The following is a 22,751-nucleotide window of genomic DNA, read 5'->3' on the forward strand; positions in this document are numbered from 1 at the left end:
CTGCTCGCGGCGTTCGTCGTCGTCGAACGACGCGCGGCACACCCGATCGTGCCCCTCGAGCTTGTTCGCCAACCCCACCCGTGCGGGGTCGTATGCCGGGCGGCTGCTTCTCGTGGCCGGGATCATGGGCACGTTCTTCTTCACCACCCTGTTCCTCCAGAACGTGCTCCACTACAGCCCGCTGCAGACCGGCCTGGGGTTCCTGCCCCTGACCGCGGCGCTGTTCCTCGCCTCACAGCTGAGCGCTCGCCGGTTCGTCGAGCAGTTCGGACCGCGCCGCGTGATGGTGGTCGGGACGCTGCTGTCGACGACCTCGCTGGCGCTGCTCAGCCGGATGTCCGAGACCAGCAGCTACTGGTACATCCTCGTGCCCCTCGTCCTGCTCGGCCTCGGCAACGGCACCGCGTTCGTGCCGCTGACCGGCGCCTCGCTCCACGAGGTCGAACCACAGCACGCCGGAGCCGCGTCCGGCCTGGTCAACGTCACGCAGCAGGTCGGTGGGTCGTTGGGGCTGGCCCTGCTCGTGACGGTGTTCGGCACGGCCAGCCGGCACGCCGCGTCCGAGCCGACCCACGGCCGCTCGGTCGTCGAGCAGTCCCAGCACGTCTTCGTCGCCGGGGCGTCGACCGCCCTGACGGTCGCTGCCGGGTTGTTGCTGCTCACCGTCCTCGTCGTGTCCCAGCTCCACCGGACACCACGGCCCGCGCGCGCCTCGCACTAGGAGGCGGGCCTCTGGTCAGCGCTCGAGCTGGCCGGAGGCCCTCGGTGGACCGATGCGTCGGGCCGTCATGCAACCCGGGATTCATGCGCGCCCACGATGTGTGGCGCTGCGGTGAGCGCAAGCCGGCGCACGACCATGGTCTCGACGATGACCAGGGAGGCGAGCAGGGAGGTCGCCAGCGTCAGGATCCAGGTGCTGCGCAACGAGGCCCAGGCGGGCGGGGAATCGATGGCGATCGCGACGGGGAGCGCGAGCAGCATCAGGGCGCTGGGGATGCCGATCCAGAGTCGGCTCCTCGGCGTACCGCGGCCGCCCGCGACCCACCCGGCGCCCACGACGGCGAGCATGATCGGCACGGCTGCGGGGTCCAGACACATGACCATGGGGGCCCATCTGAGGCGCTGGGGCGCGGGCATGACTCCAGGCCGAGGCGGTGTGATCGCCCACGCCATCAGCGCGCCCGTCACGGCGCCCGGAGGCAGGATGAAGATGAAGGTGGCGATGCTGAAGTGTGAACCGCCCGGGTCCCTCGCAGCGAGCTCGGCCATCATCCCCCGCATGGCCGCTGCCCAGGCCAGTCCGAAGACCGCGCCGACGGCCAGCTCGCGGCGCGGCAACCGGCCCCTCACGCTTCCTCGGCGATCAAGGTTGCACCGAGAGCAACCTGCAGCGCGGCCATGATGCCGATCGAGACCTGCAGCAGGTCACCGAAGATCAGCGCGATCATCGCGAAGGACCAGAGCCCGTTGGCCAACGGGACGAAGCGGGCGACTCCGTGCCAAGCTCCGGAGCGCAGGACGGCGACGCCGGCGAGAGTGAGGCCGATGCCGAGCAGGAGGGTTCCGCCACCGAACATCGAGCCGATGACGCCACCGATGCCGTCGGCCATCATGGCGTTGGCGTTCGCGGCGGACAGGAAGTTGGCGACCACCAGCGTGGAAGCGCCGAGCACCGCAACCGAGGCGCCGGCGCGGCCGGCCCTGCTGGCTCGCAACGCCTGGCTGCGAGCGAGCGCGCCCAGCCCGATGACGACGAACAGGCCGGCGAAGGACCACCACGTCGAGATCTGGCCGGCCAGCCCTCCGAACCACGGGAAGTTCAGGCTGTCCTTGGGTGCTGGACTTTCCGACCGGTACGCGTTGGTGATGATCGCGGCATCGATCTGCGTCGCGGCGGCCGCGATCAGCCCCACGGCTGGAAGGAACACCGATGCACGGACGCGGTGACGAGTGGGGACCGGGGCGTTACTGATCATGGTCATCGGAGTCTCCTGGTGAGGTGCGAAGGATGACTCCATGAAAGACCCGCCGCATGAGGCCGCGCGTCCGGGCGGGCACCACACTGTGCGTTGCGTACCTGTACTGGATACACGGGCCCGCCCTGTGCGTCAGGATTCGGGAGTGGGACCGCGACTCCGACCGGCGCACTGGACGTTGCTGCTCGCGACCGTGCTGGTCGAGGGGGCCGCGATCGGCCTGTCGTGGGGACGCGAACCCACGTGGGACACGGTCGTCTACGCGGCATACGCCCTCGCCAACGTCGTCGCTGGCGTGCTGATCCTGGCACGCCACCCACGACACCTCATCGGGTGGCTGCTCATCACCACGGGAGTCCTGCAGGCTGTCGTCTCGGACCTCGGCCAGGGCTGGGCCCTCGTCGGCACCTCGCGAGGATGGCCCGGCTCTGCCATTGCCGACCTCGCGGCCGCCTCCACCTGGGCCGTCGGAGGCGGGCTCATGGCGGCGACCTTCGTGCTCTTTCCCGACGGGCGGCTGCCCCGGAGCGGTCGCGTCTGGCCATGGGTGCTCCCTGTCGCGGGCATCGGATCGCTGGTGCTGTTGGCCGGCTGGGCTACCGGCGACCAGGTCGACAGCCTGCTCGTCTCTGGTCGCAACCCACTGCGTTCTGCCACCGTCCCGACCGTCCTCCTCTACTGGGTCGGGTTCGTCGCCGTGACGACCGCAATGCTGCTCGGAGTCCTGGCGATGGTGCTGAGGATGCGTCGAGCCGACGGCGTCGAGCGCCAGCAGCTCAAGTGGATGGTCTTCGCGGTCGGAGTCGTGGTGGTCGTCCTGCTCCCGACCGCGCCGTTCTACACGAGCTCCGTGGCGTTCCGGATCGCCGATGCCCTGGTGCTCACTGCGCTGCCGCTCGCTGCGCTGGCCGCGATCTGGCGATACCGGCTCTACGACATCGAGCTCATCGTCAGTCGGACCGTCCTCTACCTGGCGGTGACCATGGTCCTCGGAGGACTGTTCGCTGCCTTGGTCGTCGGGCTCGGCGTCGTCTTCGGTGGCGGCTCGACGATCGCCACCGCCCTGGCCACGCTGCTCGTCGCGCTGGCGTTCGGGCCGCTGCGCCGCTGGATGCAGCGATACCTCGATCGCTGGTTCGACCGTGGTCGGTACAACGCCATGGCCGACGTGGCTGGCTTCATGGCCGATCTGCGAGAAGGTCGGAGCGAGCCGGAGCGGGTGCACGAGGTGATCGCCGCCGCCGCGAGCCGGATGCGAAGTCCCGAGGCCCAGGCCGCGATCGTCCCGGCGCTCGAGAAGGAGGCCTCGCTGGCGATCGAAATGGTGAGCCTCCGTGCCGAGCTGCGTCACCAGCTGGAGGAGGTGCGGGACTCCCGGTTGCGGATCGTCGAAGCCGCTGAAGCCGAACGACGCAGGATCGAGCGCGACCTCCACGACAGCGCCCAGCAGCGCATGGTCTCCATCGGGCTGGCCCTGAGGCATGTCCAGCATGAGCTGGGCGACTCGGCGACAGGGGTGACGCGCACCTTGGAGGCGGCCGTGCGCGAGGTCACCGACACGATCGAGGAGCTGCGCGACATCGCCCACGGCATACGGCCTGGGGTCCTCGACGACGGCCTGGCCCCGGCCCTTCGGGACCTGGCGCACCGCGCTCAGCTGCCGGTCTCGATCGAGGTACCCGAGGTGAGGTACTCGAAGGACGTCGAGACGGCGGCGTACTTCATCGCGTGTGAAGGCGTCACCAACGCGCTCAAACACGCTGGCGCCTCCCAGCTCGCCCTCGAGGTTCGGCAGCTCGGTCGTCGGCTCGTGGTCCGGGTGAGCGACGACGGCGTGGGTGGAGCGACGATGCGCGGTGGTGGCGGACTCGTGGGCGTCAGCGACCGGGTCGCCGCGCAGGGCGGGCAGTTCAGGATCGAGTCAAAGCCAGGACAGGGCACCACGCTCATCGCGGAGCTGTCATGCGGGTCGTGATCGTCGAGGACCAGGTCCTGCTCCGCGAGGGACTCGCGCGGCTGTTCGTGGACGGCGGCCATCAGGTCGTCGCGACCAGAGGCGATGCCGAGGGGCTGCTGCCGCTGGCCGCGGAGGTAGCGCCGGATCTGGTGGTGCTCGACGTGCGTATGCCGCCCACGCACACTGACGAAGGCATCAGGGCGGCCGCTGAGCTCAAGGCCGCGATGCCCCACCTCGGTGTGCTGGTCCTCTCGCAGCACGTCGAGACGGTGCACTCCGTCGGGCTCATCGAGTACCCCGCGTTCGGCTACCTGCTCAAGGACCGCGTGCTGGAGGTCGGCGACTTCCTGGCGACGTGCGAACGAGTGGCCGCTGGCGGTTCGGCGCTCGACCCGAAGGTCGTCGCGAACCTGGTCGGCGGTCGGCGACGTGGGAGCGTCGACATCTTGAGCGAGCGCGAGGCCGAGGTCCTCGGGCTCATGGCCGAGGGGCTGACCAACACCGGGATCGCCCAACGGCTGGTCATCAGCGACCGCACGGTCGAGTCCCACGTGCGACGACTCTTCGCCAAGCTCGACATCCCCGAATCCGCCAACGAGCACCGCCGGGTGCTGGCCGTGCTGGCTCACCTGCGCGGCACCAGGTCAGCGTGACGGTGCGGCGCCGAGTACCCCCGCGACGTATGCCGCCCGCTCGCCTTCCGCTTGGCGGCTAGGCGCGAGCTTCGGCGCGATTTCCCCACAGACACTCGGCGCCAGACGGCGTCGTTCGCTACCCGGGCCCCTAGGGGCCGTGCTCTTTGGCAGACGGCACTCCGAACAGCCGACAGCTGACCCTCGGCACCGCATGCGGTGCCGAGGGTCAGCTGTCGAGGAATTCCGAGCCGGCCTGCTAGCGGACGACCTGGATGGACGGCGCCATGCTCGCCAAGATGCGCAACATGGGTGAGGCGTGCACCGCCGCCAACCGGTTCCTCGTGCACGAGTCGGTGGCGGAGGAGTTCTCCCGCAAGCTTGCGGCCCGGATGGGCGCCCTCACCGTCGGAACGGGGACCCAGCCGGGCGTGGACGTCGGTCCCCTGGTGACAGCCAAAGCACGCGACGGGGTCGACGCGCTCGTCCAAGACGCCGTGAGTCGAGGGGCGAAGATCCTCACCGGGGGCAAGCCCGTCCGGGGTGGGGGCTGGTTCTACCGGCCCACCGTCCTGTCGGACGTCCCGCAGGGGGCCCGATGCCTCACCGAAGAGATCTTCGGACCGGTTGCACCCGTCGTCACCTTCGCCACAGAGGACGAGGCGATCGCCACGGCCAACTCCACGGAGTACGGCCTGGTCGGGTACGTCTTCACCCGCGACCTGTCCCGCGCCCTGCGCGTGAGCGAAGCCCTCGACTTCGGCATGGTGGGCGTGAACCAGGGCGTCGTTTCGAACCCCGCCGCGCCCTTCGGAGGTGTCAAGCACTCGGGCTTTGGCCGCGAAGGCGGATTCGAGGGCATCGAGGAGTACCTGGAGACCAAGTACGTCGGCCTGGCGCTCTGACGAGACAGCCAAGGTGCGGGCAGCTAGGCATCGCGGTCCCGAGGGTGAGGTCCAGGACGTCGCCAAGGACTGCCCCGGCCCGGCGAAACCCGTCCAGGTGTGCACGACGCTGGGCTGCGGTGGTGGAACGACCCCCCGGGTAACCACTGACGACGCTTATCGGCATTGGGCAGATCCTGGGTCAGCGAGCGCGGCACATCATCTGGGCGCCGGTCAGCCCGGGGTTCGCCCGGCTTCGCGGTTGCCGGGTACTGACAGAGGGCGCCTGACTCGCGTTTCCGCAGGTCGGGCGCCCTCTGTGCACTGGGTGGCAGGTGAAGGATTCGAACCTTCGAAGCTTTCGCGATGGATTTACAGTCCACTCCCATTGGCCGCTCGGGCAACCTGCCTTGGTGCGCGTGGAAGGATAGCAAGGACCGCGCGGATTGCCGAAACCGGCGTCCGGCCCCCACCCGCTCCATCCGAGAGGACCCGAACCGCATGGCCGACAGCTCGTTCGACATCGTCAGCAAGATCGACCACCAGGAGGTCGCCAACGCCCTCAACAGCGCTGCCCGTGAGGTTGCGACGCGGTACGACTTCAAGAACGTCGGCGCCTCGATCGAGGCCAGTGGCGAGGACAAGGTGATCATCAAGGCCAACACCGAGGAGCGCGCGAACGCCGTCCTCGACGTCTTCCAGACCTGGCTCGTCAAGCGCAAGGTCTCACTCAAGCACCTCGACGTCCCCGAGCGTGGGCCGCAGCTGTCCGGCAAGGAGTACCGCCTCGAGGTCGGCCTGCAGGAAGGCATCTCGCAGGAGAACGCCAAGAAGGTCGGCAAGATCATCCGTGACGAGGGCCCCAAGTCGGTGAAGTCCCAGATCCAGGGCGACGAGCTGCGCGTGACGAGCAAGTCACGTGACGACCTGCAGGCCGTTCAGGCGCTGCTCAAGAGCAAGGACGACCTGGACTTCGCGATCCAGTTCACCAACTACCGGTGACGCGAGGCGACCTGCCTCAGGACGGCATACCGCCTCAGGTCGGCATACCGAGGGTCGGGCCGCCCAGGTCGGGGTAACGCACGCCCGAGCCGTCGGCGGCAGCACCGCCGGCGGGCTCATCGGCCGACTCGTCGGCGGCACTCGCCAGGCCGAGGTCGAGGCCAGCCATCTCGTTCTCGCCCACGCCCAGCCGCGCGGCGACCTCGCGGGCGTTCACCGGGCGGTCCGCCGGGTTCTTCTGCAGGCAGTCGCTCACCAGCGATGCCAGGTCCTCGGGCACACCCTCGGGCAGCGGGGGCGGGGGCTCGTTGACGTGGCTGAGCGCCGTGGCGACCGGCGTGCCCTTGTCGAACGGCTTGCGCCCGGAGAGCATCTCGTGGGCCACCACGCCGAGGGCGTAGAGGTCGCTGGCACCGGTCGCCGGCTCGCCCATCGCCTGCTCCGGGCTGATGTAGTCGGGAGTGCCGAGCATCTCTCCGGCGCGGGTGTGGCCCGCGGCGTCGAGCGCGCGGGCGATGCCGAAGTCGGTGAGCTTCACGAGCCCGTCGGGTCGCACGAGGATGTTGGCGGGCTTGACGTCGCGGTGCACCACCCGGGCCTCGTGCGCCACGCCCAGCGCCAACGCGGCCTGGCCGACGATCGAGCGCACCTCGGCGGGGTCGAGCGGGCCGCGCTCCTTGAGCACCACCGACAGCGGCTCACCCTTGACGAGCTCCATGACGAGGAACGCCAGCCCGTCGTCCTCGCCGTAGTCGAACAAGGTCGCGATGTTGATGTGGAGCAAACCGGCCGAGTGCACGGCTTCGTCACGGAAGCGGAGCGCGAACAGCTCCTCGTGCCCGGTGTCGGGCCGCATCACCTTGATGGCGACCGTGCGTTGCAGGACCTTGTCCGTGCCGGCCCAGACGTCGGCCATGCCGCCGGACGCGATACGCACGCCGAGCTCATACCGCTCTCCGAGCACGAAGCCCTCACACAAGCGGTTCATGACTGGCACTCCACTGAGACCTCCGGCTGACGAAGGTGTACGTCAACTGACATCTCATGGACCTCGCCACCATGAGTCTAAGGCCGCGATGGCCGAATCGCGCGCATCGAGCCTCACCACCTTCCGCGGCTCCACCGGGGCTGACCTGCGAAAACGCGCAAATCGCCGTCACCCGTAGAGCCGGCGCGAGCCGAGCGCCTCACGCAGCTCGGACTCGCCGTCGACGATGGCCCGCCGCACGGCCGGGGTCAGGTCGCCACGCGTCAGTGCCGCCTCGCTGGCCGCCAGGGTGGGCGCCTCGACCACGCGGCCCGGGTACGCCAGCATCGCCACCCGGGCGATCGCATCCTCGCCGACCCAGCCGGTCATCGCCGGCACCTCCTCGAAGTACCGGGAGACGTACGGGCGCACCACGTCGAGGTCCCGCGCGAACCAGAAGCCCCGTGCGAGCGCGTTGAGCTCGTAGTTCGACCGGTCTGGGCGCGCGGTGAGCTCGCGCCAGGCCCAGGCCTTGGCCTCTGCGGACGGCAGCGCGGCCAGGGCGGTCAGCGCGCCCAGGCGGCCTTGCAGGGTGTCGTCCTGCGCCTGCACCGCCTCGATGTCCCTGCGCTCCACGAGCCCGTGGGCGGCCAGGGTGTGCACGACGATCCAGCGGAAGTCTGAGTCCCCCTCGAGCCCGGCGGGCAGCTCCTTGCCGTCGACCCAGGCCCGCAGCAGCGCCTCGTCCGCGCTGCTCCGGGCCAGCGTGCGGGCTGCCACCAGGGCCGGGGAGCTGGCCGGAACGCTCGACGACAGGAGCTCGGCCGCCGCCTCCGCGACGACCTGCAAGGCCCCGTCCTGCTGCACTCGAGGCAGGAACGTCGGGATGACCCGCCCCAGAACGCTGGCGGCACTGCGGTTGAGCACCGAGTCGCTGTCCTCGTGGGGCCAGGCCCGGCCGAACGTCTCGACCACGACACGCGGGTCGATGCTCCCGAGGCAGACGCCGTCGATGAGCGCGACCCAGACCACGGCCCGCGCCTGCGCGTCGGGAACGGCCGCCAGCGACCCCGGGAGCGCGGTCACGGTCCGGGGATCGAGCAACACGGTGGCCCAGGTGAGGTCAGACGCATTGGGGACGACGAGCTCGGCGGCTCCGTGGCGCAGCGCCTCCTGCAGCGCCCCGACCGCGGTCCGGTCGGCCGTGACGGTCACCGGCACACGGAACACCTCGGCCCCGCCGCCATAGCCCGCCACGTCGAAGGTGTGCGGCCTGTCAGCCGGAAACGCTTGGGGCACAGCACGACTCACGACCCCCGTCTCGCGGTCGACCGAGATGACGTCGACGCCCGCAGTGAGCAGCCATGCCCGGCTCCATGCCGTGAGGTCGCGTCCCGAGGCTCGCTCGATGGCGCCCAGGAAGTCGGCCAGCGTGCCGTTCCCGAACGCGTGCTCGCGGAGGTATGCCGCGACGCCGGAGATGAAGGCCTCGTCGCCGATGTGCGCGATGAGCTGTCGCAGGGTCGCCGCACCCTTGGCGTACGAGATCCCGTCGAAGTCCTGCAGCGCCGACTGCGCGTCGAGCGCCGCCGACCCCGCCACTGGATGCGTCGAGGGGGTGCGCTCCGCGGCATACCCCCACGCCTTGCGCGCCACGGTGGAGTCGACCCACGCGTCGGTGAACTCGGTCACCTCGACGCAGGTGCGGTGCGCCATGTACTCGGCGAAGGACTCGTTGAGCCACAGGTCGTCCCACCACCGCATCGTCACGAGGTCCCCGAACCACATGTGGGCCATCTCGTGGGTGATGGTGTTCGAACGCGCGAGCACCTCGTCGCGCGCCGCCGCCCCGCGGAACACGTACGTGTCGCGGAAGGTCACGCACCCGGGGTTCTCCATGGCGCCGGCGTTGAACTCGGGCACGAACACCTGGTGGTACTCGCCGAACGGGTACCGGATCCCGAAGAGCTGGTGGTAGTAGTCGAAGCTCGCCTTCGTCACCTCGAGCATCTGCGGCGCCTCGCGTTCCAGCGCCTCGCCCAGCGACGCTCGGGCGTGCAGACCGAGCGGTATTCCGTCGTGCTCGTCCCGCACGGACACGTACGGCCCAGCACAGATGGTGACGAAATACGTTGCCAGTGGCTGGGTCTGCGCCAGCTCCCAGCGCCCGGGAGCAACCTGACGCGCCGCGCCGTTGCCCAGCACCACCCACTCCGACGGCGCGGTGACGGACACGGCATACGGGGCCTTGAGGTCGGGCTGGTCGAAGCACGCGAAGACCCGGGGCGCGGCGTCCAAGAACAGGTGACCGTAGACGTAGTGCTCGCCGTCAGCGGGGTCGACCGCGCGGTGCAGCCCCTGCCCGTCGCGGGAGTACGCCATCAGCGCCTCCACCTCGAGGACGTTCTGCGGGGCGAGTCCGTCGAGGGCGATGCGCCCGTCGACCAGGCCGTCCGCGGGCACCGCGGCGCCGTTGAGCAGTACCGAGCGCAGCTCAGCCGGCTTCACATCGAGGAAGGTCGAGGCGCCCGGCTCGGCGCAGGAGAAGCGGATCGTGGTGCGGGAGCGGAAGTACTCCGGGCCATGGTCGAGGTCGAGGTCGACCTCCATGCCGGTCACGGCCAGCAGGTCCGAGCGCAGCTGCGCCTCGGCGCGAGTCAGGGAAGGCATGGGGCCGATTCAACCAGCCGCCCTCTTGTCGTCGAACGCCGTCCCTGCCATCATCTCTACCGGACGGTAACTTACCCATGGTAACCGCAAAGGAGCGCGTTCATGAGGACCCACCTCAGCACGGCGGTCGGAGCCCTGGCCGTTCTGGCATCGATGACGGCGACGATCGTGGGGGCCGTCCCCGCCGGGGCGACGTCGTCGCCGTCGTCCCCGTCATCAGCACACGACTACGTCGCGCTCGGCGACAGCTACTCGGCCGGCTCCGGCATCTGGCCTCCGGACCCGCAGGCCAACCCCGCCTGCGCCCGCAGCTCGAGCAACTACCCCCACGTCATCGCCACCAACACTGGAGCATCCCTGACGGACGTGACCTGCGGAGCGGCCCAGACCAAGGACTTCTCCGCGTCACAGTACCCCGGGGTGGCCCCCCAGCTTGACGCGCTCACCCCCAGCACCGACCTGGTCACGCTGACCATCGGCGGCAACGACAACAACGTGTTCATCGGGTCCATTGCCGCCTGCGGAAGCGCCGGCGCAGCCACCTTGGGTCAGGGCAGCCCCTGCAAGGACCTCTACGGCAGCTACTTCGACGACCAGATCGACACCAGCACGGCCCCCGCGGTGGAACGCGCCCTGGCGGACGTCCACGCGCGTGCTCCCAAGGCCCGGGTGGCCATCCTCGGCTACCCCTGGATCCTCCCGCCGACGGTGGGCTGCTTCACGAAGATGAGCATCGCGCAGGGGGACGTGCCCTACCTCCGCGAGATCCAGGGCCACCTCAACGCCGTCATCGCCAAGGCCGCCGCGGCGACCGGCACGACGTACATCGACTTCTCGCGGGTCTCCGAGGGTCACGACGCCTGCCAGCCGATCGGCACCCGGTGGATCGAGCCGGTGCTGTTCGGGACGAACACGGTGCCGGTGCATCCCAACGCCCTCGGCGAGGCCGCGATGGCCGACCAGACGATCAGCGTCCTCCGCCTGCGGTAGGCCAACGGGCGGACGAGCCGACGGCCCGACCGGAGGACCCGATGCCCCGACGCCTCGGTCAGCGCTGGCGGAACCCGTAGGCCTGCGCCTCGAGCCGGGCGATCCGCTCGGTCATCGGCGGGTGCGTCGAGAACAACCGCGACACGTCCTGCGGCCGGAACGGGTTAGCGATCATCATGTGACTGGAGTTCTGGATGGCCGGGGTGGGCTGCAGGGGGGCCTGGGCGACCCCCACCTCGAGCTTGCGCAGGGCCGACGCGAGGGCCAGCGGGTCGCCGGTGAGCTTGGCGCCGTCCTCGTCCGCGTCGAACTCGCGCGTGCGGCTGATCGCCATCTGGATGAACATGGCCGCGAACGGCGCCAGCAGGGCCATGGCCAGCATCGCGAACGGGTTGGGTCGGTCCTCGTCATTGCCGCCCCCACCGCCGAACATGCTCGCGAACATCATCATCTGCGCCACGGAGGTGATGACGCCAGCGACCGCCGCGGCGACCGACCCGGTGAGGATGTCGCGGTTGTAGACGTGCATGAGCTCGTGGCCGAGCACGCCACGCAGCTCGCGCTCGTCGAGCAGCCCGAGGATGCCTTCGGTGCAGCAGACCGCGGCGTGCTCGGGGTTGCGACCCGTGGCGAACGCGTTCGGGGCTGCGGTCGGGCTGACGTAGAGCGTGGGCATCGGCTTGCCCGCGGCGGTCGACAGCTCGCGGACGATGCGGTACATCGCCGGGGCCTGGGCCTCGCTCACGGGATACGCGTGCATCGCGCGGATGGCCAGCTTGTCGCTGTTCCAGTAGCCGTACGCCGTGGTGCCGAGGCCGATGAGCGCGAAGATCCAGATGAAGGAGCCGTTGCGGGTGTACGCGGCGATACCACCGCCGATGACCAGGAGCAGGGCGAAGATCGCACCCAGGAGGGCAGCGGTCTTGAGCCCGTTCAGATGGTTGTGCATGTCGGTCTCAACGTTCCCTCAGGTTCGGTCGTTCCCGTCAGCCGAGCAGGCCCAGGAGCAGCTGCGGCATCAGGCTGGTGGCCACGAGCGCCGCCCCGCTGAGCACGAGCGCGGCCAGCGCCGGGCGCGGGAGCGGGCCGACCCACGACGTGGCGGGCGCCTCCTGCGGGTCGCGCAGCAGCACACTGAACCAGCGCAGGTAGACCGCGATGCCGAGCACCGCGTTCGCCACGGCGACGAGGGCCAGCAGCCACTGTCCCTGGCCCACCACCGGGCGCAGCGCCAGCACCTTGGCGAGCAGGCCGATCACGCCCGGCGGCAGCCCGGCGAGTGAGAGCAGGGCGAGACCGAGCGCACCCCCAAGTACGGGGTGAGTGCGCAACAGCCCGGTGTATGCCGCGAGCGTCCGACGCTGCGCCGGCGCCTCGGCCGTGACCGGTGCTGAGGCGACGACGTGCACCACCGTGAACGCGACGAGCGTGGCGACGAGGTAGGCCAACAGGTAACCGCCGGAGGCCGGGGCCGACGCCGCGGTCATCGCCGAGAGGGGAAGGACCACCCACCCCGCCTGGGCGACGGTCGACCAGGCGAGCAGCCGGACTGGGTCGTCCTGCACGAGGGCGATGACGTTCCCCACGGTCATCGACACCGCCGCCAGCACCCCGACGGCGACCAGGACCGGCCCGCGGGCGTCGGCCAACGGCCGCATGACGACGAGCAGGGCGGCCAGGGCAGCGACCTTGGAGGTGCCCGCGAGGAAGGCCGCCACGGGGTAGGAGGCACCGGCATACGCCTGGGGTGTCCAGGCGTGGAAGGGGGCGAGGGAGAGCTTGAAGGCGAGTCCCGCCACGAGGAAGAGCACGCCCAACAGCAGGACCGCGCGGCGGTGGGGATCGGCAAGCGCGGTGTCGGCGCTCCCCGCCGCGAACACCGCCTGACCGGTGGCGGTGAGCCACAGGGCGGCGCCCAACGCCACCATCGCGAACGACACCACCGATGTCGTCAGCAGCGCCAGGGCGCCCCGCCCCGACGCCCGGGTGCCCCTCAGCGTGACCAGGGCGATGGCGGGCAGCGTCGCCAGCTCGAGACACACCAGCCACGAGCCGAGGTCGTGGGCCGCGGCCACCCCGGCGGCACCCGCCGTCGCGGCCAGGACCAGCGAGACGAGCACGGCCGGGCCACCACGCAGGTCCTGACGACCCGCACCGCTGGGCCACATCAGCAGCAGCACCACGAGCGCCGACGCCATGGCGCCGGCCTGGAAGGCACTCGCCAGCGGCCCCGCTTCGTAGAGGCAGGCACCAGCGGGGGCGGGCAGGCACAGCGTGCGCAGCGGGGCGGTGGCAGCGTGCAGGGCGCCGGGCAGTGCCAGGGCGATCCCCGCGGCCAGCGCCACGACCCCGACGATGCCGTGCAGCCGCGCTTGAGCGGCCTGGCGGGCGCCGTTGACGTCGTCGGCCCGGTCGGGCAGCACGGCATCGGCGAGCAGGACGAGCACTGCCCCGAGAGCCGGCGCCAGCACCGGGGCGAGGACGAGCCAGTCGATCGAGACCGACGAGGTCGGGGTCACGGGCCGGCTCCGATGATCGTCGACACCGTGTCACGGGTCAGGGCGAGCAGCGGACCGGGTGCGACCCCCAGCGCGAGGGTCGCCGCGACCAGGGCCCAGGCGACCTGCCACTCGTGCCCCCGGCTGTCCTCGATGAACGGCTGGGCGCGGTCCCCGGCCCACACGACGCGCGCCACGCGCAGGCTGTAGGCAGCGGCCAGTACGGTCCCCGTCGCAGCCACCACGGCCACCGTGGCGAACACCGCGTGGGGCCGGTCTGCGGCCGGTGACCACGCGGCATACACGCTGAGGAACTCGCCCCAGAACCCCGCGAGCCCGGGCAGTCCGAGCGAGGCTGCCAAGCCGACGATCAACGCGAAGCCGAGGCGAGGCGCCACCTCGCGCACCGCGGCGCGGGCAGTCTCGAGGTCGGCGCTGCCCCAACGCTCCTTGAGCCCGCCGACCACGACGAACAGCAGAGCGGAGATCACGCCGTGGGCGATGTTCGCGAACAACGCAGCCTGGAGCCCGGTGCGGGTGCCACTGGCCAGCCCGATCGCCACGAAGCCCATGTGGGCCACCGAGGAGTAGGCGACCAGGCGCTTGAGGTCGCGTTCGACCAGGCAGGCGAGCCCTCCCCACACGACGCCCACGGCGCCGAGGACCGCGAGCACCGGCGCCACCTTGGCAAACCCCTCGGGCAGCGACGCCAGGGGCAACCGAACCAGGCCGTAGGTGCCCATCTTGAGGAGCACAGCGGCCAACAGCACCGAGCCTGCTGTGGGGGCGATGGTGTGGGCCGGAGGCAGCCACGTGTGGACGGGGAAGACCGGGACCTTGACGGCAAGGCCCGCGACCAGCAGCGCCGCGATGACCACCTGGGTGTGCACGGGTATGCCGTGGCCCGCACCGCGTGCGAGCACGTCGAGGTCGGAGGTTCCGGCCTGGGAGACCAGGGCGAGGATGCCGACGAGCATGAGGGTCGAGCCGAACGCGGTGTAGAGCACGAACCGGCCGCCTGCGTCGGCCCGGGCCGCCGGCCGGTGCGAGTCGCCGAACCGGGTGATGAGCACCCACATGGGCACGAGCACCAGCTCGAAGGCGATGAAGAACAGCACGGCGTCGCGGGCGTAGAACGTCGCCAGCGCCCCGAACTCCACGAGCAGCAGGCAGGCGTGGAAGGCCCCGGAGGTGCCACCGGCCGGCACCCGGTCCCGCGAGTGGAGCACGACTGCGACCCCGAGGAACGCGGTGAGCAGCAGCAGGGGCGCGCTGATCCCGTCGACGGCGAACTCCCAGCGCAAGCCGAGGGCCGGCACCCAGGCGCGGTCGACGGTCGGCCGGGTGAGCACTGCGAGCAGGACCGCGACCAGGGTGACGACGCTGGCCACACCCGCGATGCGGTTGACCGCCCGGTGGGTGAGGGCGCGACCGGCCGTCACGAGCCAGGTGGCGACGGCGACCGGGACGACGAGGCTGAGCAGGATCACCACAGCGCCACCCCCGCAAGGGCGACTGCGACGACGCCCGCGACGACCCACGCCAACCCCGAGGCCGCCCGCTCGGCGCTGTGGGCGCGTTGGCCGCCGCGGCCCGACACGGTGGCGGCGACGGCGGCACCCCGGACGTACGCGTCGATGACCTCGCGGTCGAGGAACACGACCAGCCTGGCCAGGGCGAGCACCGGTCGAGCGACGGTGACGAGGTAGAGGCGGTCGACGCCAAACCCGTTGTCGAACAAGGGCATCCGCGAGCCGACCAGCCGCACGGCGGGGTCGACCGACTGCGCCGAGTCGCCGGCACCGGCGCGGCTGAACGAGCGGACGGCGACGGCGGCCCCAGCGATGAGCAGGACGCTCACGAGCGCCATCCACCAGCCGAGGTGACCACCGAGGCGGAGCAACGGGGTGAAGACCACCAGCCCACCGAGCACGGTCAGCAGAGCCAGTCCCGCGACGGCGACCCGGACACCGACGCTCGCGGAGTCGGCGTCGTGGCGCGCGACGTCGGCCGACCCGAGGTCGTCGAGGACCAGCCAGGCCCGGGTGCAGTACGCCGCCGTGAGCGCCACCGTCAGCAGCCCGGCCACCAGCACGAGCCACGCCCGACCCTGGCCCGCGGCCGCCCCCGAACCGGCCTCGGCTGCGGCGAGGACGTGCTCCTTGGACACGAAGCCCACCAGCGGTGGCACGCCCGCGAGGGAGAGCAGACCGACGAACAGGGCCGGGCGGAGGAGGAGATGACCGCGCACACCACCGCGCATCGCCGTCGCTGCCGTGCCGCCGACGGTGACGCTCAGCCACCCGACCGCCAGGAACAACAACGCCTTGAAGAAGGCGTGGGAGTAGAGGTGCAGGGTCGCCGCACCTGGGCCCTCGGCGGCGGGGGCGACCGCGAGCGCCGAGAGCATGAGGGCGACCTGGCTGAGCGTCGAGTACGCCAACAGGCGCTTGAGGTCGCTCTGCCCGAACGCGAGGAGCGCAGCCCACACCATGGTGACCGCTGTGCTCAGGGCGAGCACCCACCGCGCGGCGTCCGCGGTCACGAGCAGGTCGAACAGCTGGGCGAGGACGAACGTGCCGGCCGCCACCATCGTCGCGGCATGGATGAGGGCGGAGGCGGGGGTCGGGCCCTCCATGGCGTCGGGGAGCCAGTCGTGGAACGGGACCATCCCGGACTTGCCGAGGATCCCGAGCAGGAGCAGGACCATGGGGACGTTCGGTGACAGGCCGGCATACGACGAGATCACGGCCGGGTATGCCGTGGAGCCGGCATGCGCGGCCAGCAGGACCACGCCCAGGACGAAGCCCACGTCGGCGAGTCGCGTCACGAGGAAGGCCTTGAGCGCCGCTCGTCGCGCGGACTCCCGGCGGCTCCAGTGACCGATGAGCAGGTAGGAGCACCACCCCATGACCTCCCACCCGACGAGGGTGAGGACGAGGTCGGCGGACTGGACGACCAGCAGCATCCCCGCGCAGAAGAGCGAGACCGTGGCCGCGAACACTCCGTAGCGGTCGTCGTCACGCAGGTACCAGGCTGCGAACGCCTGGACCGCCCCGCCCACGATGCCGACGACCACCGCCACCAGCGCCGGAGCCGTCGTCGCCTGCAGCTGCAACGGGATGTGCAGCTCTCCGACCGGAAGTCCTGGCAGGGTGCGCAGCGTTGCCGCTGGCCCGGCGGTGTGCACCGCGACGAGCTCGACGAGCGCAGCGCCCAGGGTCAGGCCCGAGCCCACGAGGGCCGTCAGTCGAGCCCCGCGCAGACTGCGGCGGGCCAGGGCGAGCCCGAGCAGCGCGGCAACGGCCGGCACGAGGATGACCAGCCGGGCCGCGAGGGCGCTCATCGCGGCACGCTCTCGGCGGTCCCGGCGGTCTCGGCGGTCTCGGCGGTCTCGGCGGTCTCGCTGGCCGGTGCCGCGAGGTCGATGTCGCCGCGCGCCCGGAACACGGCGAGCACGACGGCCAGGGCCACGCACACCTCGGCGGCGGCGATGGTGATGACGAAGAGCGTGAGCACGGTCCCCGCGGCCCATTGGTCACCCTGCGCCGCGGACACGGTGACCAGGAGGACAGTGACAGCGTTGAGGATCAGCTCGACCCCGATCAGGACCAGCACGGCGTTACGCCGGGCGAGGACGCCGAAGGTGCCCAGGCCGGCGAGGACCGCGGCGAGCAGGTAGGGACCGGCGAGGTGGATCACCGGCCCCCTCCCCCGTCGGCCACCGAACCTTCGTCGGCCGAAGAGACGGCGGGTCCAGAGATGGCCAGACGCGAGATGGCGAGTGCGCCGATGAGCGCCACGAGGAGCAGCAGGCTGAGCACCTCGAAGGGCCACACCCACGTGCCGAAGAGCTGGCTGGCGAGGAAGGCGTTCTCCGTCGTGTGGCGGTGCACGGCCTCGCCTGCGAGCGGCAGCAGGGCGGAGGCCAGGAGCGCGGTCACCGCGGCGCCGAGAACCGCGGCGAGGACGCGGTGCAGCCGGCTGGTGCTGACGTCGGGGTTGGGGCCGATGGGGGCCCGGGTCAGCATCAGCGCGAAGAGGACGAGGACCACCACGGCCCCGACGTAGACGAGGATCTGCACGAGGGCCACGAACTCGGCGCCCAGCACCAGGTAGCAGCCGGCCACCGAACCGAGGCACACCACGAGCCAGAGCGCGGCGTGGACGACGTGGCGGGTCGTCACGGCGAGCAGGCCACTAGCCGCGGCGATCGCCCCGACGGCGGCGAACGCGACGTCGAGGGCCGTCACTGGTCGACCTCGGGTGCCGCGGGCGGTGGGGCCGCGGCACCGGGTGCCGCGGGCGGCGGGGCCGCGGCTGGTCGGGGAGTCCGGGCCGGCTTGTTCAGGGCCGCGATCTCGGCAGGCTCGGCGGAGTGCTCGTCGAGGGCCGAGGGCGGCGGCACCGTCGGCATCCACTGGCCGAGGCGGTCCTTCTCGTGGAGCAGGTCCCTGATGTCCGTCTCGGCGTACTCGAACTCCGGGCTCCAGTGCAGCGCGTCGAACGGGCACACCTCGATGCAGATCCCGCAGTACATGCAGAGGCTGAAGTCGATGGCGAACCGGTCGAGGACGTTGCGCTGGCGGTCGCGCCCACCGGGGGTGGTTGCGGGGATCGTCTCCTTGTGGGAGTCGATGTAGATGCACCAGTCGGGGCACTCGCGCGCGCAGAGCATGCACGAGGTGCAGTTCTCCTCGAGCAGTGCGATGACGCCGCGGGTGCGCGGCGGCAGGTGCGGCGGCGCGTCGGGGTACTCGGCGGTGTGCGTGTGCTTGGTCAGGGTCTTGGCCGTGGTGGCCAGTCCCTTGAGGATTCCCGGTATGCCGGCGCCACCGCCGGGTTGCTTCGGCTGTTTGGCCTGGTGCGGCTGCTCGGGCTGGGTCGGCTCGTCGGTCATGCCGTCACCACCACCCAGACGCCGGTGATCATCAGCTGGGCGAGCGCCAGCGGCACCAGCACCAACCAGGCCAGCCGTTGCAGCTGGTCCTCACGCAACCGCGGCCACGCCACCCGCAGCCAGATGACCAGCACCGCGACGACGAATCCCTTGAGCAGGGTCCAGACCGGCCCGAGCGCGCCGTCGAACGGGCCGTGCCAGCCGCCGAGGTAGAGCACGGCGAACAGCAGCGACATCACGACGATGCCGGCGTACTCGCTGAGCAGGAAGAACGCGAACCGCAGTCCGGTGTACTCGGTGTAGGCGCCGAACACGATCTCGGAGTCCGCCACTGGCATGTCGAACGGCGGCCGTTGCAGCTCGGCGACAGCAGCGACGAGGAACACCAGGGCGCCTGGCGCCTGCCAGATCAGCCACCACGGAGACCACGCGGCCGCGATGCCCGTCAGCGACAGCGAGCCAGCCGCGAGGCAGACGCTGGCGACGGCCAGCACCATGGGCAGCTCGTAGGAGAGGAGCTGCGCGGCTGAGCGCATCGCGCCCAGCAGGGAGTACTTGTTGGCACTCGCCCAGCCCGCCATCAACGTGCCGAGGATGCCCACGGCGGTGATGGCGAGGACGAACACGGCGGAGGCCGGAGCGTCCGCTGCGACGACGTGGCGGTTGAGCGGAATCACTGACAGCGCAACGAGGTACGGCACGAGCGCGATCGCAGGAGCGAACCGGAACACGCGCTGGTCCGCTGCCGCCGGCGTGATGTCCTCCTTCTGGACGAACTTGATGCCGTCCGCAACCAGCTGGGCCCACCCGTGGAACCCGCCGGCATACATCGGCCCGAGGCGCCCCTGCATGTGGGCCATGACCTTGTGCTCGGTCTGGCCGACCAGCAGCGGCAGGACGAGGAAGGCGGCCAGCACGGCCACCGCGCGCAGCGTCACGTCGAGCGGGTCGCTCACCGCGGCCCCCACTCGGGGTCGGGGACGCCTGGTGCACTGACCCGGCGGCGCCCGGTGGGCTTGGTGTGCTCGCTCTCGCCGGGCTCCTTGGCGCCGGGCCAGGCTTTCGAGGCCCTCGCAGCGAGCACGAACGACTTGCGCAGCGGGGTGCCCTCGAAGCCGTCAGGCAGCAGCAGCGGGCGCAGCCCCAGACCCGTGCCGTCGTCGAACCCTTCGAACTCGAGGCCGAACATCTCGTGGGTCTCACGCTCGTGCCAGGCTGCGCCCCGGAAGACACCGGTGATGCTCGCGAGCGCCTGGCCCTCGGGCACGCGGGTGCGAATCATCGTGCGCCGCAGGGCGCGTGGGGTCGAGCCGTCCATGAGGTGGCAGACCACGTCGAGTCCCGGCGCCTGTCCGTCGTCGGTCTGGTCGACGGCGGACAGCCAGTCGAAGAACGTGTATGCCGCGTCGCGGGCGCGCGTGATCGCGGCCACCCACTCGGCGGGCGCCACCTCCTGACGCTCCAGGGTCGTCGGGTCACTCATGGGGCGTCCCGGCGGGCGGGGCCACGAGGCCCCGACTCAGCTCTCCGGCCGAGGCGGTGCGGTGACCGGCATACTTGGCGCGGATTCCCTTGGTGGACAACGACTCTGCGGCGATCTTCTCCTGGAGCTTGAGGATGCCCTGGAGCAGCGCCTCGGGCCGCGGCGGACAGCCGGGGACGTAGACGTCCACGGGGATCACCGTGTCGACACCCTTGGTGACGCAGTACGAGTCCCAGTAGGGGCCGCCGGAGTTCGAGCAGGCGCCGAAGGAGATCACGTACTTGGGTTCGGGCATCTGGTCGTAGAGGCGTCGCACGGCCGGCGCCATCTTGTCGGTCACGGTGCCACTCACGACCATGAGGTCAGCCTGTCGTGGGCCGGGGGCGAAGGGGATCACGCCGAGCCGGATGAAGTCGTGCCTGGCCATGGACGCCGCGATGAACTCGATGGCGCAGCAGGCCAGGCCGAAGTTGAAGACCCAGAGGGAGTACCGCCGACCCCAGTTGAGGACCACCTTGATCGGGGTCGGTGCGAGGTCGGTCGCGGCGCCGACCCGCGGCATGGGCAAGCTGACCGGAGCCATCAGAACCACCTCAGCAGACCGCGACGACCCGCATGGACCAGGCCGATGAGGATGACACCGACGAACACCGCGATCTCGACGAGAGAGGCCCCGGCAAGGCGGCTGCGCGCGACCAGTGCCCAGGGGAAGAGGTAGACCGCGTCGACCGCGAAGATGACGTAGAGGAACGCGTACACGAAGTAGCGGATCTGGCTCTGGGCCCAACCCTGGCCGACCGGGTCGACGCCGGACTCGTAGGTCGTCAGCTTGGCGCGGGTCGGCGCCTTGGGAGCGAGGAGCGCGCGGGCGCCCATGGCTGCCACGAACAGCAGCAGGCCGACCGCGACCACGGCGGCGACGACGACGTAGGGCGACACGCTTGGCAGCCTAGTGGCCGCGGCATACGAGCGGTCGGAGGCGTTCACCGCCAGCGGGAACCACCACCGGCTCATCGGGCGATGAGGTAGCCGTCCCCGTCGAGGGTCACCGGGATCGGGTCGCTGATCTCGAACCCGTCGAGCCCCTGGGGTTCGAGGTTGCGGAAGCCGAGGATCACCCACGAGCCGTCGCGCTGCTGCACCAGGGGCGCGGCGAACAGGTTCGGCTCGGCGGTGAACGGGCGGGCGGCGTCGATGTCCCACGGCCCGAGCGGGCCGGGGCCGGGCACGGACCAGGTGCAGTACTCGCCTGTGCGGGCAATCCGCTCGGGGGTCATCTCCTGGGGGTGGCAGGTGAAGACCAGGACCCAGCGTCCGTCGATCTGCTTGTCCTGCAGGACCTCGAGCTGGCCGAAGCCCGCACCGGGCTGGCACAACGGCGGCCCCAGCGTCCAGGTCGTGAGGTCGGGGCTGGTCGCGTGAGCCACGACCCCGTCGTCGTTGCGCCCGGCCTCGCGCGCGCGGGCCGTGATCAACAGGTGCCAGCCCTCGCCAGCAGGGTCGGCGATCAGCAGCGGGTCACGCCAGGTCTCGCTCGACCCGTCGAGATCGGGGCCTTCGGTCGGTGCCGGGGTGTTGGCCAGGGTCTTGTACCACTGCCCATCGACGCGCACGGCCGGCTGGTCGGACACACGTCGCCAGTGGTGCAGGTCGTCGGAGACCGCCGAGCCGATCCGTTGGTCGTAGATGTGGTGGCCTGCCGTCGAGACCGCCGTGTAGAACATCCGCCACTGCTCGCCGTCGTGGGCCACCGACCCGGTCCAGATGGCCAGGTCGTCGAAGCCCGTCTCGGCCGGCCCGAAGCACTCGCCGAGGTAGTCCCAGGTCACGAGGTCGGCCGAGGTCGCGTGGCCCACCCGCGCCGCCGTATGCCGTTGGCCCGGGTCACCGAGCGCGCGCGGCGCCTGGAGGAAGAAGAGGTGGTACAGGTCGCCGTCGTCGGCGATCCACGAATCCCAGACCCACAGGTCGTCCAGCCGCAGCATGCCGCTGAGTCTGGCAGGATTCCTGCCGCCCGGCCCAGCGAAATCTCAGGGCTGGACGGTGCCACCGGCGCGCCAGTAGAGGCCGTCGCGCCGCTCCAGGAACTCCTCCTCCACGAGGTAGCGGCGCAAGGCGGCGACGTCCGGGTGAAAGCCGCGCAAGACGGCGTTCGCCTCGGTCTCGGCATAGGTCCGCCCGACCTCGAACTCCTGCGCGATCAGGTCGAGGACCACGAGCCGTTTGCGGACCTTGGTGGGCATGGAGCGCAGGCTCCCGTCCGGCGCCACAAAGGCGCGCAAGACGGCGTCTCGATCCCGGAGTGCATCCTGCAGAGCGGGTCGGTTCATGGCTCGACCGTAGCGGGCAGTCTCGTTGGCGCCCATCGCATTTCGTCGCCCGAGGTGGGGCGTGACTGTCGGAGGTGGCCGCTGGATTCGTACGCATGTTCGAAGCTGGCGCTGCAGTCGCTGGGTTCGACCCGGCGGCGTTGGCGGGCGCCCTCTCCCGCCTGACCGACGACGACATCGCGGCCCTGACGCTCGCCGAGGCCGAGGCCGAGGCCGTGACCCTGGCGCACGGTGACCAACCTCCAGACGCTGTGCGCCACCCACCACGGGTTCAAGCACCACGCGGGCTGGCGGGTGGAGATGGACCCGCTTGGCATCTGCACCTGGACCGCACCCGAGGCCGCACCCACACGACCTGGCCGCTCGACCGCCACGGCTTCATCGCGGCCTGATGCGTGGGGTCCAGCGCTGCGTCGGGTCCAACGCGCCCAGGTGTCCGAAATACGGGTTGTCTGCAAGCGC

The 22,751-nt window shown here is 70.9% G+C and carries 23 protein-coding genes, 1 tRNA gene and 1 pseudogene; 7 read left to right on the forward strand and 18 right to left on the reverse strand.

Features of this window, described 5'->3' with window-relative positions; all coding sequences use genetic code 11:
- Positions 1–61 precede the first annotated feature (61 nt).
- A complete protein-coding gene (locus GKE56_RS10645; protein ID WP_195908081.1) occupies positions 62–721 on the forward strand; it encodes an MFS transporter in 660 nt (219 codons plus the stop codon).
- 65 nt (positions 722–786) lie between these two features.
- On the opposite strand, the gene GKE56_RS10650 is transcribed toward GKE56_RS10645, so the two are convergent.
- Together GKE56_RS10650 and GKE56_RS10655 are read right to left on the reverse strand one after the other, a co-directional pair.
- Positions 787–1,350 carry a hypothetical protein gene (locus tag GKE56_RS10650; RefSeq protein WP_154684520.1) on the reverse strand — a complete coding sequence of 188 codons (564 nt, stop codon included), beginning with the start codon at positions 1,348–1,350 and terminating at the stop codon, positions 787–789.
- Positions 1,347–1,982: a hypothetical protein gene (locus GKE56_RS10655; RefSeq protein ID WP_154684521.1), complete on the reverse strand. Its 636-nt coding sequence runs from the start codon at positions 1,980–1,982 to the stop codon at positions 1,347–1,349. The genes GKE56_RS10650 and GKE56_RS10655 overlap by 4 nt, the downstream gene beginning before the upstream one ends.
- A gap of 139 nt (positions 1,983–2,121) precedes the next feature.
- Here GKE56_RS10655 and GKE56_RS10660 point away from each other — a divergent pair, with 139 nt between their 5' ends.
- From GKE56_RS10660 to GKE56_RS10670, 3 genes and pseudogenes are all read left to right on the forward strand, one after another.
- A complete protein-coding gene (locus GKE56_RS10660; RefSeq protein ID WP_195908082.1) occupies positions 2,122–3,951 on the forward strand; it encodes a histidine kinase in 1,830 nt (609 codons plus the stop codon).
- Entirely contained in the window at positions 3,939–4,586 is a 648-nt protein-coding gene (locus tag GKE56_RS10665; protein ID WP_154684523.1) for a response regulator transcription factor, read from the forward strand. The genes GKE56_RS10660 and GKE56_RS10665 overlap by 13 nt, the downstream gene beginning before the upstream one ends.
- 254 nt (positions 4,587–4,840) lie before the next feature.
- A pseudogene (locus GKE56_RS10670) lies at positions 4,841–5,470 on the forward strand (aldehyde dehydrogenase family protein); the annotation flags it as partial.
- 308 nt (positions 5,471–5,778) lie between these two features.
- Here the strand turns inward: GKE56_RS10670 and GKE56_RS10675 are convergent.
- A tRNA-Tyr gene (locus tag GKE56_RS10675) sits at positions 5,779–5,859 on the reverse strand.
- A gap of 91 nt (positions 5,860–5,950) precedes the next feature.
- Here GKE56_RS10675 and GKE56_RS10680 point away from each other — a divergent pair.
- Complete coding sequence (locus GKE56_RS10680) at positions 5,951–6,451, forward strand: YajQ family cyclic di-GMP-binding protein (protein WP_195908083.1); 501 nt, start codon at positions 5,951–5,953, stop codon at positions 6,449–6,451.
- A 34-nt stretch (positions 6,452–6,485) separates the two neighbouring features.
- Here GKE56_RS10680 and GKE56_RS10685 read toward each other — a convergent pair whose 3' ends face one another.
- A complete protein-coding gene (locus GKE56_RS10685) occupies positions 6,486–7,439 on the reverse strand; it encodes a serine/threonine-protein kinase (protein WP_154684525.1) in 954 nt (317 codons plus the stop codon).
- A 168-nt stretch (positions 7,440–7,607) separates the two neighbouring features.
- On the reverse strand, positions 7,608–10,088 hold the full coding sequence (gene pepN, locus GKE56_RS10690; protein ID WP_154684526.1) for an aminopeptidase N: 2,481 nt from the start codon (positions 10,086–10,088) through the stop codon (positions 7,608–7,610).
- Between the two features lie 102 nt (positions 10,089–10,190).
- Here pepN and GKE56_RS10695 point away from each other — a divergent pair, with 102 nt between their 5' ends.
- Positions 10,191–11,078: an SGNH/GDSL hydrolase family protein gene (locus GKE56_RS10695; protein ID WP_230208904.1), complete on the forward strand. Its 888-nt coding sequence runs from the start codon at positions 10,191–10,193 to the stop codon at positions 11,076–11,078.
- A gap of 58 nt (positions 11,079–11,136) precedes the next feature.
- Here the strand turns inward: GKE56_RS10695 and htpX are convergent, their stop codons facing one another.
- From htpX to GKE56_RS10760, 13 genes are all read right to left on the reverse strand, one after another.
- Positions 11,137–12,027 carry a zinc metalloprotease HtpX gene (gene htpX / locus GKE56_RS10700; RefSeq protein ID WP_154684527.1) on the reverse strand — a complete coding sequence of 297 codons (891 nt, stop codon included), beginning with the start codon at positions 12,025–12,027 and terminating at the stop codon, positions 11,137–11,139.
- A 37-nt stretch (positions 12,028–12,064) separates the two neighbouring features.
- Positions 12,065–13,597: an NADH-quinone oxidoreductase subunit N gene (locus GKE56_RS10705; protein ID WP_154684528.1), complete on the reverse strand. Its 1,533-nt coding sequence runs from the start codon at positions 13,595–13,597 to the stop codon at positions 12,065–12,067.
- On the reverse strand, positions 13,594–15,069 hold the full coding sequence (locus tag GKE56_RS10710; protein ID WP_154684529.1) for a NuoM family protein: 1,476 nt from the start codon (positions 15,067–15,069) through the stop codon (positions 13,594–13,596). Before GKE56_RS10710 ends, GKE56_RS10705 begins: the two co-directional genes overlap by 4 nt.
- Positions 15,063–16,922, reverse strand: coding sequence for an NADH-quinone oxidoreductase subunit L (locus GKE56_RS10715; protein WP_154684530.1), 1,860 nt, complete (start codon positions 16,920–16,922; stop codon positions 15,063–15,065). Before GKE56_RS10715 ends, GKE56_RS10710 begins: the two co-directional genes overlap by 7 nt.
- Positions 16,919–17,278 (reverse strand): NADH-quinone oxidoreductase subunit NuoK, encoded by a 360-nt coding sequence (gene nuoK, locus GKE56_RS10720; protein ID WP_154684531.1) that lies wholly within the window; start codon positions 17,276–17,278, stop codon positions 16,919–16,921. The genes GKE56_RS10715 and nuoK overlap by 4 nt, the downstream gene beginning before the upstream one ends.
- Positions 17,275–17,829 (reverse strand): NADH-quinone oxidoreductase subunit J, encoded by a 555-nt coding sequence (locus tag GKE56_RS10725; RefSeq protein WP_154684532.1) that lies wholly within the window; start codon positions 17,827–17,829, stop codon positions 17,275–17,277. Before GKE56_RS10725 ends, nuoK begins: the two co-directional genes overlap by 4 nt.
- On the reverse strand, positions 17,826–18,476 hold the full coding sequence (locus GKE56_RS10730; protein ID WP_154684533.1) for an NADH-quinone oxidoreductase subunit I: 651 nt from the start codon (positions 18,474–18,476) through the stop codon (positions 17,826–17,828). Before GKE56_RS10730 ends, GKE56_RS10725 begins: the two co-directional genes overlap by 4 nt.
- Positions 18,473–19,432, reverse strand: a complete 960-nt coding sequence (gene nuoH, locus GKE56_RS10735; RefSeq protein WP_154684534.1) for an NADH-quinone oxidoreductase subunit NuoH — start codon at positions 19,430–19,432, stop codon at positions 18,473–18,475. Before nuoH ends, GKE56_RS10730 begins: the two co-directional genes overlap by 4 nt.
- Positions 19,429–19,959, reverse strand: a complete 531-nt coding sequence (locus tag GKE56_RS10740) for an NADH-quinone oxidoreductase subunit C (RefSeq protein WP_154684535.1) — start codon at positions 19,957–19,959, stop codon at positions 19,429–19,431. Before GKE56_RS10740 ends, nuoH begins: the two co-directional genes overlap by 4 nt.
- Entirely contained in the window at positions 19,952–20,542 is a 591-nt protein-coding gene (locus GKE56_RS10745) for an NADH-quinone oxidoreductase subunit B (protein ID WP_154684536.1), read from the reverse strand. The genes GKE56_RS10740 and GKE56_RS10745 overlap by 8 nt, the downstream gene beginning before the upstream one ends.
- Entirely contained in the window at positions 20,542–20,898 is a 357-nt protein-coding gene (locus tag GKE56_RS10750) for an NADH-quinone oxidoreductase subunit A (RefSeq protein WP_154685740.1), read from the reverse strand. The genes GKE56_RS10745 and GKE56_RS10750 overlap by 1 nt, the downstream gene beginning before the upstream one ends.
- A 71-nt stretch (positions 20,899–20,969) precedes the next feature.
- Positions 20,970–21,944 carry a glycoside hydrolase family 68 protein gene (locus GKE56_RS10755; protein WP_154684537.1) on the reverse strand — a complete coding sequence of 325 codons (975 nt, stop codon included), beginning with the start codon at positions 21,942–21,944 and terminating at the stop codon, positions 20,970–20,972.
- Between the two features lie 45 nt (positions 21,945–21,989).
- Positions 21,990–22,202 carry a DUF2087 domain-containing protein gene (locus tag GKE56_RS10760; RefSeq protein WP_230208905.1) on the reverse strand — a complete coding sequence of 71 codons (213 nt, stop codon included), beginning with the start codon at positions 22,200–22,202 and terminating at the stop codon, positions 21,990–21,992.
- Between the two features lie 182 nt (positions 22,203–22,384).
- Between GKE56_RS10760 and GKE56_RS10765 the strand changes: the two genes are divergently transcribed.
- A complete protein-coding gene (locus tag GKE56_RS10765) occupies positions 22,385–22,681 on the forward strand; it encodes a hypothetical protein (protein WP_154684539.1) in 297 nt (98 codons plus the stop codon).
- Positions 22,682–22,751 lie beyond the last annotated feature (70 nt).

It is taken from the genome of Nostocoides sp. HKS02, assembly GCF_009707485.1.
In the GTDB taxonomy this organism is placed as follows: Bacteria; Actinomycetota; Actinomycetes; order Actinomycetales; family Dermatophilaceae; genus Pedococcus.